Origin of the sequence: Chryseobacterium nakagawai (assembly GCF_900637665.1) — a bacterium.
GTDB lineage: Bacteria > Bacteroidota > Bacteroidia > Flavobacteriales > Weeksellaceae > Chryseobacterium > Chryseobacterium nakagawai.
In genome coordinates this window covers 5,256,003-5,273,650 of record NZ_LR134386.1, presented here as the reverse complement: position 1 = coordinate 5,273,650, position 17,648 = coordinate 5,256,003, and the positions used below count along the sequence as shown (strand labels likewise).

At 34.9% G+C, this 17,648-nt stretch carries 15 protein-coding genes; 2 read left to right on the top strand and 13 right to left on the bottom strand.

Annotated features, from left to right (window positions below):
• Positions 1-43: 43 nt before the first annotated feature.
• Complete coding sequence (locus tag EL260_RS23925; protein WP_123857976.1) at positions 44-3,385, bottom strand: T9SS type B sorting domain-containing protein; 3,342 nt, start codon at positions 3,383-3,385, stop codon at positions 44-46.
• 199 nt (positions 3,386-3,584) lie between these two features.
• Positions 3,585-4,409, bottom strand: coding sequence for a translation elongation factor Ts (tsf, locus tag EL260_RS23920; RefSeq protein ID WP_123857975.1), 825 nt, complete (start codon positions 4,407-4,409; stop codon positions 3,585-3,587).
• Between the two features lie 144 nt (positions 4,410-4,553).
• On the opposite strand from tsf, the gene EL260_RS23915 reads away from it, so the two are divergent.
• Positions 4,554-5,309 carry a DUF6759 domain-containing protein gene (locus EL260_RS23915; RefSeq protein WP_123857974.1) on the top strand — a complete coding sequence of 252 codons (756 nt, stop codon included), beginning with the start codon at positions 4,554-4,556 and terminating at the stop codon, positions 5,307-5,309.
• A 57-nt stretch (positions 5,310-5,366) separates the two neighbouring features.
• Here EL260_RS23915 and EL260_RS23910 read toward each other — a convergent pair whose 3' ends face one another.
• From EL260_RS23910 to EL260_RS23885, 6 genes are all read right to left on the bottom strand, one after another.
• Complete coding sequence (locus tag EL260_RS23910; protein ID WP_123857973.1) at positions 5,367-6,323, bottom strand: acetyl-CoA carboxylase carboxyltransferase subunit alpha; 957 nt, start codon at positions 6,321-6,323, stop codon at positions 5,367-5,369.
• Between the two features lie 49 nt (positions 6,324-6,372).
• Positions 6,373-8,100 carry a glutamate--tRNA ligase gene (gltX, locus tag EL260_RS23905; RefSeq protein ID WP_123857972.1) on the bottom strand — a complete coding sequence of 576 codons (1,728 nt, stop codon included), beginning with the start codon at positions 8,098-8,100 and terminating at the stop codon, positions 6,373-6,375.
• Between the two features lie 132 nt (positions 8,101-8,232).
• Positions 8,233-8,832 (bottom strand): hypothetical protein, encoded by a 600-nt coding sequence (locus tag EL260_RS23900; protein ID WP_123857971.1) that lies wholly within the window; start codon positions 8,830-8,832, stop codon positions 8,233-8,235.
• A 426-nt stretch (positions 8,833-9,258) separates the two neighbouring features.
• Positions 9,259-10,086, bottom strand: coding sequence for a glycosyltransferase family 2 protein (locus EL260_RS23895; RefSeq protein WP_123857970.1), 828 nt, complete (start codon positions 10,084-10,086; stop codon positions 9,259-9,261).
• Positions 10,083-11,048, bottom strand: coding sequence for a glycosyltransferase (locus EL260_RS23890; RefSeq protein WP_123857969.1), 966 nt, complete (start codon positions 11,046-11,048; stop codon positions 10,083-10,085). The genes EL260_RS23895 and EL260_RS23890 overlap by 4 nt, the downstream gene beginning before the upstream one ends.
• A complete protein-coding gene (locus EL260_RS23885; RefSeq protein WP_123857968.1) occupies positions 11,045-12,079 on the bottom strand; it encodes a hypothetical protein in 1,035 nt (344 codons plus the stop codon). The genes EL260_RS23890 and EL260_RS23885 overlap by 4 nt, the downstream gene beginning before the upstream one ends.
• Positions 12,080-12,125: 46 nt before the next feature.
• Here EL260_RS23885 and EL260_RS23880 point away from each other — a divergent pair, with 46 nt between their 5' ends.
• Positions 12,126-13,211: a glycosyltransferase family 4 protein gene (locus EL260_RS23880; protein WP_123857967.1), complete on the top strand. Its 1,086-nt coding sequence runs from the start codon at positions 12,126-12,128 to the stop codon at positions 13,209-13,211.
• Here EL260_RS23880 and rocD read toward each other — a convergent pair.
• From rocD to rpmF, 5 genes are all read right to left on the bottom strand, one after another.
• Positions 13,208-14,458 (bottom strand): ornithine--oxo-acid transaminase, encoded by a 1,251-nt coding sequence (gene rocD, locus EL260_RS23875; protein WP_123857966.1) that lies wholly within the window; start codon positions 14,456-14,458, stop codon positions 13,208-13,210. The two genes, EL260_RS23880 and rocD, sit on opposite strands and share 4 nt — an antisense overlap.
• 294 nt (positions 14,459-14,752) lie before the next feature.
• Positions 14,753-15,277 carry a YdcF family protein gene (locus EL260_RS23870; protein ID WP_228445588.1) on the bottom strand — a complete coding sequence of 175 codons (525 nt, stop codon included), beginning with the start codon at positions 15,275-15,277 and terminating at the stop codon, positions 14,753-14,755.
• A gap of 102 nt (positions 15,278-15,379) precedes the next feature.
• Positions 15,380-16,735, bottom strand: coding sequence for an acetyl-CoA carboxylase biotin carboxylase subunit (accC, locus tag EL260_RS23865; protein ID WP_123857964.1), 1,356 nt, complete (start codon positions 16,733-16,735; stop codon positions 15,380-15,382).
• Between the two features lie 93 nt (positions 16,736-16,828).
• Positions 16,829-17,311, bottom strand: a complete 483-nt coding sequence (accB, locus tag EL260_RS23860) for an acetyl-CoA carboxylase biotin carboxyl carrier protein (protein ID WP_123857963.1) — start codon at positions 17,309-17,311, stop codon at positions 16,829-16,831.
• A 127-nt stretch (positions 17,312-17,438) separates the two neighbouring features.
• Positions 17,439-17,642 (bottom strand): 50S ribosomal protein L32, encoded by a 204-nt coding sequence (gene rpmF / locus EL260_RS23855; protein ID WP_007843326.1) that lies wholly within the window; start codon positions 17,640-17,642, stop codon positions 17,439-17,441.
• Between the last annotated feature and the right edge of the window lie 6 nt (positions 17,643-17,648).

The window sequence follows — 17,648 nt, the reverse complement described above, 5'->3', positions numbered from 1 at the left end:
AAAAATCAAATACTTTTAATAAAATGTAAATAAAAGTTGAAAATTATTCCCGATTTTTAATTAAAAGCCATCCTGAATACGAAACTGGTAATTGAGTGTCCGGTTCAATCCATTTTATAACATACCAATAAGTTCCCGTTGGAAGATTTCTTCCATTCGATTTTCCATCCCAGATATAATTCTTATTGGAAGACTTATACACTGAGTTTCCATATCGATCTGAAACTTCTATGGATACATTTTGTTTGATTCCTAATTCTGAATAGTTTAGGGTGTCATTAATGCCATCTCCATTCGGAGTAATCGTATTGATAATATTAACAATCAGGAAGTTTTTAGTTACATGACGACATCCGTCAGCACCTAATACATATACCGTATGAGTCCCTTTATATAATCCTGTAAACACATTGGAAGACTGATAATCAAAACCATTTAATGAATATCTGTAAGGAGGAGTTCCGCCTGTTACATAAACCGTTGCTGTAGTACCAGAAACCTCTATTTTTGAAATGACAGGAGACTGAGCCGTATTAACTTTTACATATTGACGGTACACACATCCATTAGATCCAAGGTCTACATAATAATTTCCTGCAGAAGCACTAATGCTTTGGGCAGTAGCTCCATTGCTCCATAGATAGGATGAGAATCCAGGTCCAGCATCCAAAAGGATTTTGTCATTGGAACAGATGATCTGATCTTGAAGTGTTGTCGATTTTTTAGGTACTTTTAAATTAAGTGTTAAACTACCTGTATTGGCACATGCTGTATTGCTTTGGAATCTTATGTAAAAAGTAGCTCCTGAAGAAGTAAGGATCTGTGATGCTGAGATTGGATTAGTTCCTGTTTGCGCATCAGCTGCAGAGGCATAAAAGGATAAGATAACAAGCGGATCAACGGTAAATAAACCTTTATAATCATTCAGATTTACTTGCTCAGAACCGTTAATATCATTATCACAGACATCAGCGGTTGCATTATTCGTAATCAATGGAATTTTGTTTCCTATAGTAAAATTAATCTGTCCGAAGACTGGAGGGCAACTTCCAGTGTTCCCTGTTGCTCTTACATACACTGTTGTGTTGGATGTGTAGCTCCAGTTGGTAGGAAGTGTATTACTATTTCCTGCCATAGCATCGGCCTGGCTAAGATAATATTTTACTGTAAAAATCGGTGAATTAGCCACAATCAGTGGAGTAACATTGTCAAAGTTGATATGTACGCTTCCATCAACATCACTTCCACAGCTATTAGCATTGAAGCTGGTAGTATTGATAACAGGTATAGGAAAAGTATTTAAAGTAATGGTCGCTATTTTAGAACACCCATAAGAAGTTATATTGGCATATACGTTCCCTGCAGGACCAGTATAATTTAGAGGATTGGTAATTGGCCCTGTTAAATTAGCATTGGTAAAATAAGTTATTGTAACTCCCGGAGTTTGAGTGACACTGGCTGCTTTCAGATTGTAGGTCCCGTTTCCATTAGCTGCAGCACAGGAAAATAGCACATCATTGGTCACTTTTAAGATATGGGTATTGACTACAATTTTAAAATACTCAAACGCAGCAGGGGTTCCATTACCCTGAATGTAATACGTAAAGGTATCTGTGAAATCTGCAGCCATCCCTGCATTAGGAGTATAGGTAATTTGCCCTGTTGTAGGATTAATCGCGACTGTCCCATTAGTTGGTTGTACAATAATATTGGTGTTGGCAGGAACTACAGGTTGGGTTGAATGGGTAAATGCAGGAATAATTACTTGTGTATTACACGAGCCAATATCATAAGTTGTGGTTGTAATAGGTGGACAAGTTGTATAATCATATTCTGCAGTAAGCCTGGTTTCACAACTATTTTTGGTGATTTTACAGGTATAGATCCCAGAACCATATAAGTCTGGGCTGATAGTAGAGGTGATAGCACCTGGGATTTCAACACCGTCACGGTACCATTTATAGTCGTCATAGCCAGACTCTACTTGTAAAATGACTCCATTATAACAATCACCAGTTTTAGTAATCACAGGAATCGATGAGAATCCTGCAAAATATCCGCCGTATCCTACAGCTCCGTTTCCTGCGGCAATACCTGCGGTGACTGGTTTGGTTGATTGTACTGTAACGTTTCCTGTTATAGTAGGAATTGAGTAAGTAACCCAGTTTGGGTTTCCGTTTACTGGAGCAGGTCCGTTGGTTGTGATTGGATTTCCGTTAACTGTTACTGTGGCTCCGGTTTGGGTAATAATATTAAGTCTTGCAGTAAAAGAATCACTTCCTATTTTATTAATGAATCCAATTTCGTTGATTTCGGTAGGGAGAAAGCAGCTCAAAGGCGGGATAAAGTTCATACCTCCTGTAGCATAAATATTCCCGGTGGAAGTTCCGGCTAGTAGTTGATAGACATATACATTATTGGTTGCGGAAATGCTCATGTTAAAGTTTCCGTTAGCCTGAGAAGCGTAATGCGTTCCCTGTACAACATAATGGTCACCTGCATTTAGGGTAGGTCCTAGTGGAGCACCATTTACCGTAAGTTTTGTATTGTTTACTGTGGCAACTACTACAGCAGCTTCCATTCCAGAATTTGCCGGACCGTTTCCTTTTACCATTATAAAGTCTTTTCCTAATCTTTCAACAGGAACAGACTGATCCATCAATACATCAACATTTGTACTGTTTTGGGTTGTATAGATGCTGTTAAAGTTTCCGTTAGTGACAGATATAGGTTTGTTAGCAACAATTTTCGCGCCTACTAATCCTTTTAAGTTGTTGGAATTAAGATCACTTTGTGCTTCAATGATATATGATTTTCCTTTATCAATGGTAAAGGTTCTGGATGGGGCAGATATTAAGTCGGAGAAGACTACATTCTGATTATATCCTGATAGCGTTACAGTCGTGTTATCTTCTGTAGCGGTAATCCCAATAGTAGAATTTACATAAGGCTTGGCTGATGTATTGGGAGCCATTCCTACAAAGAAGGTTTTTCCAAGACCGGCTAGTCCTTTTGAAGTAATAAATTCTGCCTGATCTTTGACTACAAATCTGTAGCTTGCAAAAAACTTTTTACTGCCTTTAACATGGAGTCCCATTGAAACAGACTTAAACAGGTTAGCTGCTGTAGAAGCAATCATCATATTATTAGAAATAGACTGTTCTATAGGGTTTCCTTTACTGAGTTGTACCGAGGCAATGAGATTATTATTGTTAAAAATCTGTACAGTAAAAGGGACTGTTTCATTAGTAGACAGGTACAAATAACCTTTGGGAGTACCCTGAAGACTGCTTGCGGACATTGGAGCAAACCAATGTTCAGTATCCAATTGGGCATTTGCTAATAAACAAAAAAATGTGCAAAAAGCGAGTAGAAATTTTTTCATGCGTTACTATAAGGGCCGCAAATTTAAGTATTAATAGTCACAATTTTATACAAAAAAAACTTGGAATTTTGATTTGTCTTAGAATTGTTGAATATTTAAAATTTGCTTCATTTTGCGTTCATATTCATTAAGGTAATTCATAAAAAAATCCCGGTGAATAATTTCACCGGGATTATATATTTTTAAAAGTTGGATTAGATTATAAGCCTACTCTTATAAATCCTGTTACTTTTAGATCTGCATTTACAGATTTTACATAATCAGCAACTGAGATACTAGAGTCTTTAATGAAATCTTGGTGTACCAAAGTGTTGTCTTTGTAGAATCTCTGCATTTTACCTTTCAAGATATTATCGATGATGTTCGCTGGCTTACCTTCTTCAGTAAGTTTGTGTCTTTCGATCTCTAATTCTTTGTCGATTGTTTCTTGAGAAACTCTAGTTTCGTCAAGAGCGATTGGGTTCATAGCAGCAGCCTGCATAGAAACAGATTTAGCAACTTCATCAGCTCCGTCTACTTTTGCAGAAAGAGAAGTGATCGCAGCAATTTTGTTTCCAGCGTGGATATAAGCCCCTAGGAATGGTCCCTCGATTCTTTCGAATGTACCAATTTCGATTTTTTCACCGATAACACCTGTCTGCTCAATTAATTTCTCAGCAACAGTCATTCCGTGGAAATCTGTAGCTAATAATTCTTCTTTAGTAGCAGCAAAGATTGCCATTTCAGCTAATTCATAAGCTAGCTCGATGAAAGCTTCGTTTTTACCAACGAAGTCAGTCTCGCAGTTTAAAGAGATAATAGCACCTAAAGTGTTATCTTCATTTACTCTTGCGATTACAGCTCCTTCAGTAGATTCTCTGTCAGCTCTGTTAGCAGCAACTTTTTGTCCTTTTTTTCTAAGGATATCTACTGCTTTTTCGAAGTCTCCTTCAGCTTCAACTAGAGCTTTTTTGCAGTCCATCATACCTGCACCTGTTTGGTTTCTTAATTTAGCTACATCTGCAGCAACTGGTGTATAAGACATAATATCTATTATTTTTTTATTTAAGATTAGTATTAATTTTTAGCTTAATTTTAGAGCAGTGCAAAGATAATGATTTTAATCATAAACTAAAAAATGACTTTTCACGTTATTAATATATTTAATACTATTTTAAAGATTTGATTAATGAAAAAAATCTTCCTTCTCCTTTTTATAAGCATTTTTGCCCTTGGTTTTTCTCAAAAAAAGAAAAAAACAAAATCTAAAGCTGTTGTGGAAAAAGAAACAGTGATTATTTATACGGAGCAGGATGCAGAGATTTCAAAAGAAGCAAGAGTGATTGCAGGTTTTATTAAACAAAACCCTGGACATGCACGAACAGATTTCTTTAAAAAAAGGTTGATGGATATTATCATGGCTGATAATTCACCTGAAGCAAAACCTACCATAAAGCCAATCAGTAAAGAGAAAATTGAAAATATTGTTAAAAATAATGAACTGAATAGTGGTAAAGTAATAGCTGCCAATAAAGCATCCACTTCCAAGAATACAGATAAAGTAAATAATGCAATCAATGCGTTAAAAGAAGAAAGGTTAGCAAATTATGCGCCGGCAGGAACTGCAAAAAGCGCAGGCTCTTCGGTAAAATCGGAGCCTAGTGAAGCGAATAAGAAAACAGCTGCCATGCTTACCCATCTTTTTAATAATGATATCAATAAAAATGAAGCCTATATCAATATTAAAAACAGATCAAGCTGTAATTTGATCATAAAAATAAATGGTAAAAAGTATTATAATTTAAGTGTTCCGGCCAGAGGGGAAAACTTTATTTTAATTGATAAAGGAGAATATGTATTGACTACAATGGTATGTGATGCAAAATATTCTTCGCTGAAGAAAATTACTCAGGATGTAGAGATTGCCCTCAATGTCACTGATTAATGAAGAAGAAAGCTAAAATAAAAAGGTTAAGAAATTTTCTTAACCTTTTTTATTTTTTTATCCTTTAAACTGACCCATCGCAATGAATTTATCCTGTCTCTGGGTTTCAAGCTCTTGTCCTGTAAATTTGGAGAACGCTTTGATATTTTGTAAAATAGAATTTTTCAAGTTCAAATAAGTAGTTTCCTGGTCGTAGTGAGCACCTCCAAGGGGTTCCTCAATAATTCCGTCAATGAACTTTTCTCTTAAAGCATCCTGAGGAGTAAGGTTCAATGCATTGGCAGCATCTTCCTTATGATCCCAGTTTCTCCATAAAATAGAAGAGCAACTTTCTGGTGCAATTACGGTATACCATGTGTTTTCCAGCATATATACTTTATTTCCTACACCTATTCCTAATGCTCCACCACTTGCTCCTTCTCCAATAATATAAGTGAAGATAGGCGTTTTCAGCTGAACCATTTCAAAAATATTTCTTGCAATCGCTTCACCTTGCCCTCTTTCTTCAGCTTCTAATCCTGGATAAGCTCCCGGGGTATCCACTAAAGTTACTACAGGAATGTTGAATTTCTCAGCAAGCTTCATTAGTCTTAAAGCTTTTCTGTATCCTTCAGGATTTGGCATCCCGAATCTTCTATGCTGTCTTTCCTTAGTTGTTCTTCCTTTTTGAGTCCCTATGATCATTACTCTCTGACCATCCAGGGTCATCAATCCTCCAATCATTGCCGGATCATCAGCGAAATTTCTGTCTCCGTGAAGTTCTAAGAAACTGCCTTTGTCTGCCATCCCGTGGATATAGTCCAATGTATAAGGACGATCCGGGTGACGGGACAGTTGTACTCTTTGCCAAGGTGTAAGATTGCTATAGATTTCTTTTTTCTTTTCTAAAATCTTATCCTCAATCTGGCTGCATGCTAATTTTACATCAACACCACTTTCTTCTCCTACTAAAGAACACGTCTGGTATTGGTCCATCAATTCTTTGATAGGAAGTTCGAAACTTAAATATTCCATTTCTTGAAGTAAATTAAATCTTTCAAATGTATGAAAAATTATGGTAATTTTATTTAAAATTATTTATAGCATTGCTTATTCTGGCGATACTTTCCTCTTTTCCAATGATTTCCAGAATGTCCGGAACGTCTGGTCCTTTCAATTCTCCTACCAAAGCTAAACGAAGCGGCATCATTACTTTACCCATTCCCAAGCCTTTATTTTCCGCGAAATCATGCATAGTTTGCTTGATTATTTCTGCAACGAAGTCTGTAGATTGGAGTAGGATAGCCAATTCTCCTAAAATAGTAGATGTTTCGTCATTCCATGCTTTTTTAGATGCTTTTTCATCATATGAGGTTGGGGCTTCAAAGAAGAATTTTCCGTTTTCATAGATATCTTTCGGGAAAGTAGCTCTTTCCTTCATCAGAGAAATTACTGTTAATAGCTTTTTGTCAGAAGCATTGGATAAGTCAAGCCCTGAGTTTTTAAGCATTTCAAGAAGTTCTTCATCTGACTTCATCTGAATATACTGATGGTTGAACCACTCTGATTTTTCTTTGCTGAATCTTGCTCCTGCCTTGTGAACTTTATGAAGATCAAACTCTTTAATCATTTCATCTACAGGAAGAATTTCTTTATCTTCAGCAGGTGACCATCCTAATAAAGCTACCATATTAATGAAGGCATCAGGAAGATATCCGTTTTCTCTATACCCTTTAGAAATATTTCCTGTTACAGGGTCTTTGAAATCAAGCGGGAATACCGGGAATCCAAATTTATCACCATCTCTTTTGCTTAATTTTCCTGAAAGCCCTTTCTTTAAAAATTGCTTTACAGCAGCAGTTAATGGATTATCTTTATCGTTTTCACTCAGCATAGATTTGAATCTAGGGCTTTTTACTTCCGCAAAGAATGATTTGATGATCGGTGCAGATTCATCGAAAGAAAACTGGCTATTTTTTGCCACAAATTCATCTGTAAAAGATTTTGTGATCTCATCAATATTATCTTTGTTAATTAACGTTGAAACATCAGGCTTTAATATTAATGAAAGGTGCGCGAACTGAGGTGCTTCCCAGCCCATTGCTTCATATAATAAAGTATGCAGTCCTAGAGATGGTAACCATTCTTCACCGCGGATTACATGAGAAATTTCCATTTCGTGGTCATCAATGATGTTGGCGAAGTGGTAGGTTGGCATTCCGTCATTTTTTACCAGTACTTTATCATCTAATGTATTGGTGTTCACAGATGATTTTCCACGGATGATATCTTCAAGATTTAATACTCTGTCTACAGGCATTTTGAATCTCACCACATATGGTGTTTTCTCATCCAATAATTTCTGAACTTCTTCCTCAGAAAGCGCAAGACTGTTTTTTAAACGGTTTCTCGTTTTATTATCATAAGAGAAAACTTCTCCGTTTGCTTCGAATTCTGCACGTACAGCATCTAATTCTTCCGGAGTATCAAATGCCATATAAGCATAATCTGTTTTCAAGATCTGCTCAGTATATCTGTCATAAATATCTCTTCTTTCAGATTGTCTGTAAGGGGCAAATTTTCCTCCTTTCTTAGGACTTTCATCAGGGATGATTCCACACCATTCTAAAGCTTCTTCAATGTATTCTTCAGCTCCTTCTACATATCTTGCGGTATCTGTATCTTCAATTCTCAATACAAACTCTCCCCCTTGATTTTTAGCAAAAAGGTAATCATATAATGCAGTTCTTACGCCTCCCAAATGTAAAGGTCCGGTAGGACTTGGAGCAAAACGTACTCTTACTTTCTCCATTTCAATTTAAATTTTGGTGCAAATTTACTTAAAGTAACTTGAAAAATAAATTGTTTCATTTGATTATGTAAGAAAAGCATAAAAAAAACTATCTGAAAACAGATAGTTTTTTTTATGTTGAAAAGTTTTTATTTAATAGATATTTGTAATGTCCTCTACAGCAATTTCGTGTCTTTCAGAATCATTTCCTTCAAGAATAAAAGTTGCATAATAGCTGGTACCATTTATTGCATGCGTTTTTTTAATGATTTGAAGTTTAAATCGAGGATTTGAAACGGTCCCGGAATATGTATTTGTAGACCATATAGCATTTCCTGAAACATAGGGCTGTGCTTTGTATAATACCAAATTACCATCGGTTTGTGCATTTAAAAAAGGTTGAGCCACGCCATTACCCAAATTTGTATTGGAGGCCCATTTTACAGGATAAGGTACCGGTCCCCAAAAATTGATAGGACTTGCATAAAGTACCAGATTAGAATCAAATTGAAGATCCAGATGTAAGTTTACATTTCCGTAGTTTAAAACTAAGGATTGCCCAGCATTAAGGCTCGATATTCTGTGGCTTTCAGCAAGTACCTCAGTCTTTGTCAATGAAAACTTTTCCTGTACATTCATATTTTTGGCAGTTTGTACAGGAGTTTGCTCCGTCATTGAATCGGTTTCTCTTGAGCATGATGTGATGGCTAATGTTAGTAAAGTTAAAGTTGAAATTTTTAATAGTTTTGTCATGGAAATTTATAATTTTCCGGCAAAGGTAATTAAATTTCTATATTCGGTGAATAAAATAATATTAATTTTGTTAATGCTGATCGGTGTTTGTGTTAATGTATATATTTGTATTAACTCACTTATTTGAGATTTTATATGCTTCAGAAGGCATACTGTCAACAATGAAATACGTTTCAAATCCATTAAATATTTCAGATAGCTGTAACCACCTTATCATATCTGTAAAACTCACTAATTTTCTTTTTCAACCATTATAAACTATTCTCTCAATCTTGTTTATAAAACCGTCCAAAATTCTTTCGTAATTTGCTCTCAAGTTGTTTATTGTGAACGTTCTGTGGTGAAAACATTTTGCTGATTATAAGTTGAATGAACAATTTTATTCTTTTTTATCATAATGCACAACGGGTTATGTAATCTATTTTTCTAAAAAAGAGATCTTATAGCACGTTCAACTTTATAGATGGTTTTATACGTAAAGGTTTTTTTTATTTTTTTTAAGGTTTGGCGAAGATTGAATACATGCTCTATTTCTGCCAGCGACATATCAGAATTCAACATTTGACCATAAATATCACGATGTTTGGTGAAAATATGCCATTCCATCTGATGTCGTTTTACTTTACTCTCATGTAAAGATTTTACCATAGAATCTTCTCTTTGTCTATAAAAGAACTGGATAGAATCTAATTGTATAACAATATCATCTTTCCTTAAAAGCTGAACCCAGAATTCCCAGTCTTCATATCCAAGTTTCATGTCTGTGTCATATCCGGAAGTTTTTAGGTAATCTTCTTTTTTGAAAATAGCAGAACAAAAGATATGATTTAAAAATAAAAGCTTTTCATAATTGTATGCCGGAAGATCCCAAAATTCATTTTTAGCACCAAAAAACTCTGCTTGACAATATACCAGCTTGGGTTGTGGGCTCTTTGCAAACTCTTTTTCAGCCAATTCGAGATAGTGTGTTCCTATTCTATCATCACCATCCAGCGGAAGAATAAGAGTTCCTTTTGCAAGTTTAATTCCATTATTTCTGCTTGCAGAAAGACCCTGATTGTGTTGGTTGAGTTTAATAAAACGGGAGTCTTTTTCACAATACTCATCAATGATTTTTTCAGAATGATCTGTGGAACCATCATTTACAATGATACATTCCCAGTTTTGAGATGTTTGAGCCAACACAGAATCAAGCGTTTCACTCAAATATTTTTCCTGATTGTAGCAAGGGACAATTATGGATGTTGTTATCATTGGTTTATTGTACGTTTGTTAGTGAATATATTGCTTATCATTAAAAGGATATATTGGAAAGGAAACTCTTTTTTTGTTTTTCTGCTGAGCTGTTCAATTTTCTCCAAGTCTACAGAAAGCCCTTTCTCTAAAATGTCTACAAATTCTTTTTTGAGTGTATTGCTCTGAAGAATTGCTTTCTTTTTGTTATAATTATTAATCGTTACTTTAATGGCTCTTTTATATTCGTCGAACTTAGATCTTCGGTACACAGCAGTTAAAGCTTTTAGATTTGCAATTGAAAGTTTAAAGAAGTTTAAACCTACCTGCTGATCTTCATGAATTCTATAATAAGTCAACTTTTCATTATGAAAAGAAAAGGAAGAGTGGTAAGATGAAACTAATGAAATCCACTCATCATGGTGGAAATCATTGTACACCGGAATTGGAAAAAATTGCGGAATAAAATTTTTTCTTATGGCCATGGTGGCTCCGGTTGCAATATTGGTAATTGAACTTATAATTTCAAAATAATCATATTTTATTTTTTCCTCATTTAATACATTGGGGATGTCCCAAACAGAAATCCTATTACAGTCTATTTCATTATTAAGGAGGCAGCAGCCGTTGGTTGAAATAACATTGGTATCAGGATTGTTCCTGAAGTAAGAAACGATGCTTTCCACCTTATTTTCCTTCCATAGATCATCCTGATCACTTAGAAAAATAATATCATTATTACACAGAGAAATAGCCTTTTCGAAATTTTTTACACTTTTTAAATTTTGCTCATTTACATAAATATGAAATAAGCCAGGAAATAAGGAATCATACTCTTTCAAAATAGAAAGCGTAGTGTCGGTAGATTGATCATCACAAACTATAATCTCATCTATTTTATAGGTTTGATTGATAATCGAGTCTAGCTGTTCTTTTAAATATTTTTCGCCATTATAAGTGCAAAGAGCAACAGATGTTTTCAATTTTCTTTAAAATTTATAGGTTGATAAGGATGGTCATTAAATATATAACGAATCCAATTGCTGAAAGCGTATTTTTTATAAATATCTGGAGCTACTTCCACGTATTCTTTCTCTAAAAAAGGAATGATATCATCATAGTTCTGCCCTTCCCAAACCAAAATATTATTTGGATGATAAAAGTCGTAATTTTTTACTTCTGGATTATTGGTAATGAGTTTCTTTTTAAAGCACAGTGCTTCAAATACCCTAAATGATAATCCGTTATGTATGCTGGTGTTATGAAATTCCAACAGGTAATTATATTTTTGAATCTCATAGATCATCTCAGAATATGTGAGGATATGAGCTCTTATTTTTACGGAAGAATTGGCCAGCTTTTCAGGAATATTACTTCTGGTATATACGATCTGAATGTTGGTTTCTATTTTTTGTTTCTCAAAATAATCAGCAATAGAAATTATTTCATCAATTCTGTTTTCTAAATAGCTTCCCAGGAAAAATACTTCATCTTTGGAAGTTTTATCTGATTTTTCGTAGCTGTCTATGTAAAAATTTGTAGCAGGAAATAGATTAGAATATTGATCTTTATATTGAAAATAATCATCTTTATCAAACACGAAAAAACGATCGAAAAGTTTTATATAGTCAACAATTCCTGGATATCTTTGGAAACCATCCCACTGATACGCTGCGAAAATTCTAGATTTTTGCTTCAACATAGCCAGTGATTCCTTGGTAAAATAGTCAGGACGAATCACAAGAGCATAGTCAAAAGGATCCTTTATATGGTTTAGTTTTTCTAAAAGTTCTTCAGAGTGTCGTCTAACTCTTAGTTGAGATTTGAAATTTTTATTTTTTAAAAAGGTTTTTTGTACGAAATTTGATAGCTTTTCTCCAATATTTTTATATTTGAAATCTTTATCAGTTAAAACTAATAATTCTACGTTATAATTATTAAGTTCTAAATTTTTTACAATACTGTTGTATAAATTAAAGTGATGAGGAATTAATAGTGCTATTTTTTTTTTCATCCAAAATTTTAAACAAAAATAATAAATATATATTTGCAAAAAAAATATGAAAAAGAAACTTTTGATCGATCTTGAACGCCTCCGATATCCTAATTCAGGGATTGCGAATGTATTCAGAAATCTGGCAAAAGGTTTACAGGAGGAGAATTCTAAGTTTGAAATATTTTTTTTCGGGAAAAAAGAACAGCTTGAGGAATTCGAGCCTAAGCCTAATAGTGTTTTTTGGAATAAGACCCATCGCTTTTTTGAACGTTTTAGTGGGGAGTTTGATCTTATTCATGTAAGTCACCAGTTATCTTCGTACTTTCATAGAAATTATAAAAGCACAATAAAAATTGTTACTCTGCATGATTTGAACTTCTTGTATGAGAACCTTTCCAGTTCTAAAAAGAGGAAAATGCTGGGAAAAGTGAGAAGCAATGTGAAAAATGCAGACTATATTGTTTGTATTTCTGAGTATGCAAAAGAGAGTTTTATTCGTAATAAGAGGCTTTTTAATTTTACTAAACTAAAAGATGTTGTAGTTATACATAACGGAATTGACCTTCCAGCAGATAGAGAATATCAGTTGGGTAAATACAGCTATTTAAAAGATAAAAAGTATATTTTAAATATAGGGGTGCTTTTCAACAAAAAAAATCAGTTGACTTTGGTTGAAATGCTTCCTTATATAAAAGAAGATCTAGTACTTATCGCTTCAGATGAGAAGCTGTGGTACGGACAAGAAGTGAGAACAAGAATTAAAGAGCTCCATTTGGAACAAAGAGTCCATTTTCTTAAAAATCTTTCAGAAGAAGAGAAATATGCTGTTATTCAACATTCGGAGGCTATGTGCCATCCTTCTATTGCAGAAGGTTTTGGGATTCCGCCTATTGAAGCGATGGCCTTTGGTAAGCCTGTATTTCTTTCAACATATACGAGTCTTCCAGAAATAGGAGGAGATAAGGCTTTTTATTTTGACAGTTTTGAACCGAAATTGATGGCTGAGTTGTTTCAGGAGAAAATGAATCTTTATCACAGCAATGAAAAAGAAATGAGTCAGGAAATAAAAAATTGGACAGAGCAATATAGTTATACCGCAATGTCCAATAATTATCTTAAGTTTTATGACTCTGTTCTGAAGAAAAATTAAGCTTTATACTCCAGAATAGTTTTTTCAATAATTTTTACACAATCTAATAGCTGCTCTTCAGTAATGACCAAAGGAGGTGCTAATCTGATGATGTTACCATGTGTTGGTTTTGCAAGCAAACCGTTTTCTTTTAATTGTAAACAAAGATTCCATGCTGTAGAGCTATCCGGAGTGTCATTGATTAAAATAGCATTTAAAAGACCCTTTCCTCTTACTTTGGTAATCAGATCTGTTTTTTCGATCAACTTGTTGATCTCAGCTCTGAAAAGCTGCCCAAGTTCTTCTGCTCTTTCAGATAATTTTTCATCAGCTACTACATCTAATGCTGCTACGGCTACGGCACAAGCAATTGGGTTTCCTCCGAATGTAGATCCATGTTGTCCCGGCTTAATTACATTCATGATCTCATCATTAGCTAATACTGCTGATACTGGATACATACCTCCTGAAAGCGCTTTTCCAAGAATTAAAATATCCGGCTGTACATTTTCATGATGGCAAGCAATCAGTTTTCCTGTTCTTGCAATACCTGTTTGTACTTCGTCAGCAATGAAAAGGACATTATATTTTTTACACAACTCAGAAGCATTTTTAAGGAAGTTTTCATCCGGAACATATACTCCTGCTTCTCCTTGAATAGGTTCAACAAGGAAGGCCGCAATATTTTCTGCTTCTCTGCTTAATACTTCTTCCAATGCTTTGATATCATTGTAAGGGATCTTGATAAAGCCTGGTGTAAAAGGTCCATAGTTTTGGTTGGCATCCGGATCATTGGAGAAAGAAACAATAGTGGTAGTTCTTCCGTGGAAATTATTTTCACAAACGATGATCTTTGCGGCATTTTCTGAAATTCCTTTTACTTCATAACTCCATTTTCTGGCAAGTTTCACCGCAGTTTCTACGGCTTCAGCTCCAGAGTTCATCGGTAATACTTTGTCAAACCCAAAAAGAGTAGTAATCTTCTGCTCGTATTCCCCTAATTTAGAGTTGTAGAATGCTCTTGAAGTTAAAGCCAGTTTTTTAGCCTGTTCTACCAAAGCTTCTACAATTTTAGGATGAGAGTGTCCCTGGTTCACAGCAGAATATGCTGAAAGAAAATCATAATACCTTTTGCCCTCTACATCCCAAACGAAAACACCTTCTCCGCGGTCCAGAACTACTGGTAGTGGGTGATAGTTATGCGCTCCATGTTTGTCTTCAAGGTCAATAAAGTACTGTGAGTTTTTTGTTGTTTCTGCTGTTGACATATTGTTGGTTTTTTACAAATTTACGCAATATTAATGAGATCAATGAACAAATACCAGATGCAGTCAAAGATCAGAACTGAAGTAAATTTTGAGTCGGAATAAAGCTGCATCAGAGAATATTTTCTTTGCTGGTCAATTGTAGCAGGTATTATATCTTTATAAGAAGCGGATTTTTCCAGATTAATTTTTATTAATCTGGAAATGGGTTGAGAGTGAGAGAATTATATTAGGTAAAGGTGAAAGCTATCAGTTTTTTTGATTTTCTGGACAGATTCAGATACATTGTTGATTTCTTTAAAAATAGTAAGCGAAAAACTCCCTGAAAATTGAATAGAAGTCTCTTATTTCAAAATAGAGCGGACTTGAGCTTTCAATATTTTCAAAATGGTGCTCCCTAAAGAGTTTTTTGATTCTGGTCTGATGATAAAATTGTGAAACTGAAATAATACTGCTGTATTTAAGGCTATTAGCAATTTTTATAGTATTGATAACGGTCTTTTCAGTGTTATCCCCAAAGTTATCCACAAGAATCTTCTCTGAAGGGATTTTATTTTTTACCAGATACTTTTTCATTTCCGTACCTTCCCAATAACCTTCTTTGCCCAGACCACCACTAACCAGGATCTCTTTGATTTGTTTTTTCTGATAGAGTTCAATACTTTTATCTAATCTTGCTTGTAATCGTAGAGAAAGACTGCCATCTTCGTTCACTTTATTCCCGAAAACTACAGCAAGGTCTGCTTTCTGTTTAGAATTCGTAAGCCCATCGTAAGTAATATACAGAGCATGAATCATAAACCAGAAGAAGCCGGCTATCATAATTGATTTTAAAATTTTGGTCAGCATACCTTGTTATTATATATACGAAAATAAAAAACTGCCTCAAAGAGAGGCAGTTTAAAGTTTTTATTTTAAATAATCCTAATGATTATCATATTTCTTATCCATTACAAAATCCTCCATAAACTTTGTAGTGTAGTTTCCTGCAAGATAATCTTCATTATCCATCAGTTGTCTGTGGAAAGGAATCGTTGTTTTTACTCCTTCAATATAGAATTCCTCAAGTGCACGTCTCATTTTTGCAATCGCTTCCTCACGGGTTTGAGCCGTAGTGATAAGCTTAGCAATCATAGAGTCGTAGTTAGAAGGAATGCTGTATCCGGAGTATACGTGAGTATCTACTCTGATTCCGTGTCCGCCAGGAATATTTAATCCTGTGATCTTTCCTGGAGACGGTCTGAAGTCTGCATACGGGTCTTCAGCGTTGATTCTACATTCGATGGAATGTAATTTCGGGTAATAATTGATTCCTGAAATAGGAGTTCCCGCTGCAAGAAGAATCTGTTCTCTGATAAGATCATAATCAATAACCTGTTCAGTAATAGGGTGTTCTACCTGGATTCTTGTATTCATTTCCATGAAATAGAAATTTCTGTGCTTGTCTACAAGAAATTCGATAGTTCCTACTCCTTCGTATCCAATAAATTCAGCAGCTTTTACAGCAGCATCACCCATTTTTTCACGAAGTTCGTCAGTCATAAACGGAGAAGGTGTTTCTTCCGTCAATTTCTGGTTTCTTCTCTGTACAGAACAGTCTCTTTCAGAAAGGTGACAAGCTTTACCAAATTGGTCACCTGCAACCTGAATTTCGATGTGTCTAGGTTCTTCAATCAGTTTCTCCATATACATACCTCCGTTTCCAAAGGCTGCTACAGCTTCCTGAATTGCAGATTCCCAGTGATCTTTAAGGTCTTCAGCTTTCCAAACGGCTCTCATTCCTTTACCACCACCACCGGCAGTTGCTTTAATCATTACAGGATATCCTGTTTCTTCAGCAACTTTTACAGCATGCTCATAAGATTCAATCAATCCATCAGACCCAGGTACACATGGTACACCTGCAGCTTTCATGGTAGCCTTAGCATTGGCCTTATCTCCCATTTTCTCAATCTGCTCAGGAGAAGCTCCAATGAACTTGATTCCGTTCTTTTGGCAGATTCTTGAGAAGTTAGCATTCTCTGATAAGAATCCATATCCTGGGTGGATAGCATCAGCATTGGTAATTTCCGCTGCTGCAATAATGTTAGGGATTTTAAGGTATGAGTCTTTACTCATTGCAGGACCAATACAAACAGCTTCATCAGCAAATCTTACGTGAAGACTGTCTTTATCAGCAGTAGAGTATACCGCTACGGTTTTGATCCCCATTTCTTTACAAGTACGTAGAATACGCATTGCAATTTCGCCACGATTGGCTATTAATATTTTCTTGAACATCTCTCCGAAATTTTAAATTATAAATTTTGAATTTTAAATTATTTTAAATGAAAAGACTTCATCTAAAATTTATAATCTTTAATCTAAAATTCCTTAAGATGGATCTACTAAGAATAATGGTTGGTCATATTCTACCGGAGTAGCATCGTCAACTAAAATTTTAACGATTTTTCCGCTGATTTCAGATTCAATCTGGTTGAATAATTTCATTGCTTCAATAACGCAAACTACTTTACCAACAGAAACTTCATCACCTACATTTGCAAATACATCTTTATCAGGAGATGGTTTTCTGTAGAATGTACCAATCATTGGAGATTTGATCGTTATATATTTGCTGTCATCAGATGCAGCTTCAGCTTTTTCAGCAGGTGCAGCAGCAGGAGTTGCAACAGGTGCTGGAGCAGCTACTGCTTGTGGAGCTGTGTGGTATACTGCAGGTTGTGCATAAACAGCATCGCTTCCAGCTAATGGAGTTTTAATAGTGATTTCGAAATCTTTAGTCTTGTACTTCACTTCTGAAACTTCAGCCTTAGATACAAACTTAATAAGATTTTGTATGTCTTTAATGTCCATAAATTTGATATTTGATTTTGATCCAAAGATACCAAAAAAACGTAAAAAACAACAAAAAACCGCCAAATTTTATCAAAATTAGGCGGTTTTTGTATTAAAATGAGGCTTTTTCAGTGAAAAGCGACTCTTAGTTTTCTTCAGTAGTAGCTACTTCTTTTTCCAATACTACTTTACCTCTGTAGTAAAGTTTCCCTTCATGCCAGTGAGCTCTGTGGTATAGGTGAAGCTCTCCTGTTGTTGCATCTTTAGCTAATTGAGGAACTACAGCTTTGTAGTGAGTTCTTCTCTTATCTCTTCTTGTCGACGACTGTCTTCTCTTTGGATGTGCCATTTTCTA

What these genes read in the sequence shown, in the direction of transcription:
- EL260_RS23925 (WP_123857976.1), bottom strand. Translation starts at nt 3,385, where the DNA reads ATGAAAAAATTTCTACTCGCTTTTTGCACATTTTTTTGTTTATTAGCA.
- tsf (WP_123857975.1), bottom strand. Translation starts at nt 4,409, where the DNA reads ATGTCTTATACACCAGTTGCTGCAGATGTAGCTAAATTAAGAAACCAA.
- EL260_RS23915 (WP_123857974.1), top strand. Translation starts at nt 4,554, where the DNA reads ATGAAAAAAATCTTCCTTCTCCTTTTTATAAGCATTTTTGCCCTTGGT.
- EL260_RS23910 (WP_123857973.1), bottom strand. Translation starts at nt 6,323, where the DNA reads ATGGAATATTTAAGTTTCGAACTTCCTATCAAAGAATTGATGGACCAA.
- gltX (WP_123857972.1), bottom strand. Translation starts at nt 8,100, where the DNA reads ATGGAGAAAGTAAGAGTACGTTTTGCTCCAAGTCCTACCGGACCTTTA.
- EL260_RS23900 (WP_123857971.1), bottom strand. Translation starts at nt 8,832, where the DNA reads ATGACAAAACTATTAAAAATTTCAACTTTAACTTTACTAACATTAGCC.
- EL260_RS23895 (WP_123857970.1), bottom strand. Translation starts at nt 10,086, where the DNA reads ATGATAACAACATCCATAATTGTCCCTTGCTACAATCAGGAAAAATAT.
- EL260_RS23885 (WP_123857968.1), bottom strand. Translation starts at nt 12,079, where the DNA reads ATGAAAAAAAAAATAGCACTATTAATTCCTCATCACTTTAATTTATAC.
- EL260_RS23880 (WP_123857967.1), top strand. Translation starts at nt 12,126, where the DNA reads ATGAAAAAGAAACTTTTGATCGATCTTGAACGCCTCCGATATCCTAAT.
- rocD (WP_123857966.1), bottom strand. Translation starts at nt 14,458, where the DNA reads ATGTCAACAGCAGAAACAACAAAAAACTCACAGTACTTTATTGACCTT.
- EL260_RS23870 (WP_228445588.1), bottom strand. Translation starts at nt 15,277, where the DNA reads ATGATAGCCGGCTTCTTCTGGTTTATGATTCATGCTCTGTATATTACT.
- accC (WP_123857964.1), bottom strand. Translation starts at nt 16,735, where the DNA reads ATGTTCAAGAAAATATTAATAGCCAATCGTGGCGAAATTGCAATGCGT.
- accB (WP_123857963.1), bottom strand. Translation starts at nt 17,311, where the DNA reads ATGGACATTAAAGACATACAAAATCTTATTAAGTTTGTATCTAAGGCT.
- rpmF (WP_007843326.1), bottom strand. Translation starts at nt 17,642, where the DNA reads ATGGCACATCCAAAGAGAAGACAGTCGTCGACAAGAAGAGATAAGAGA.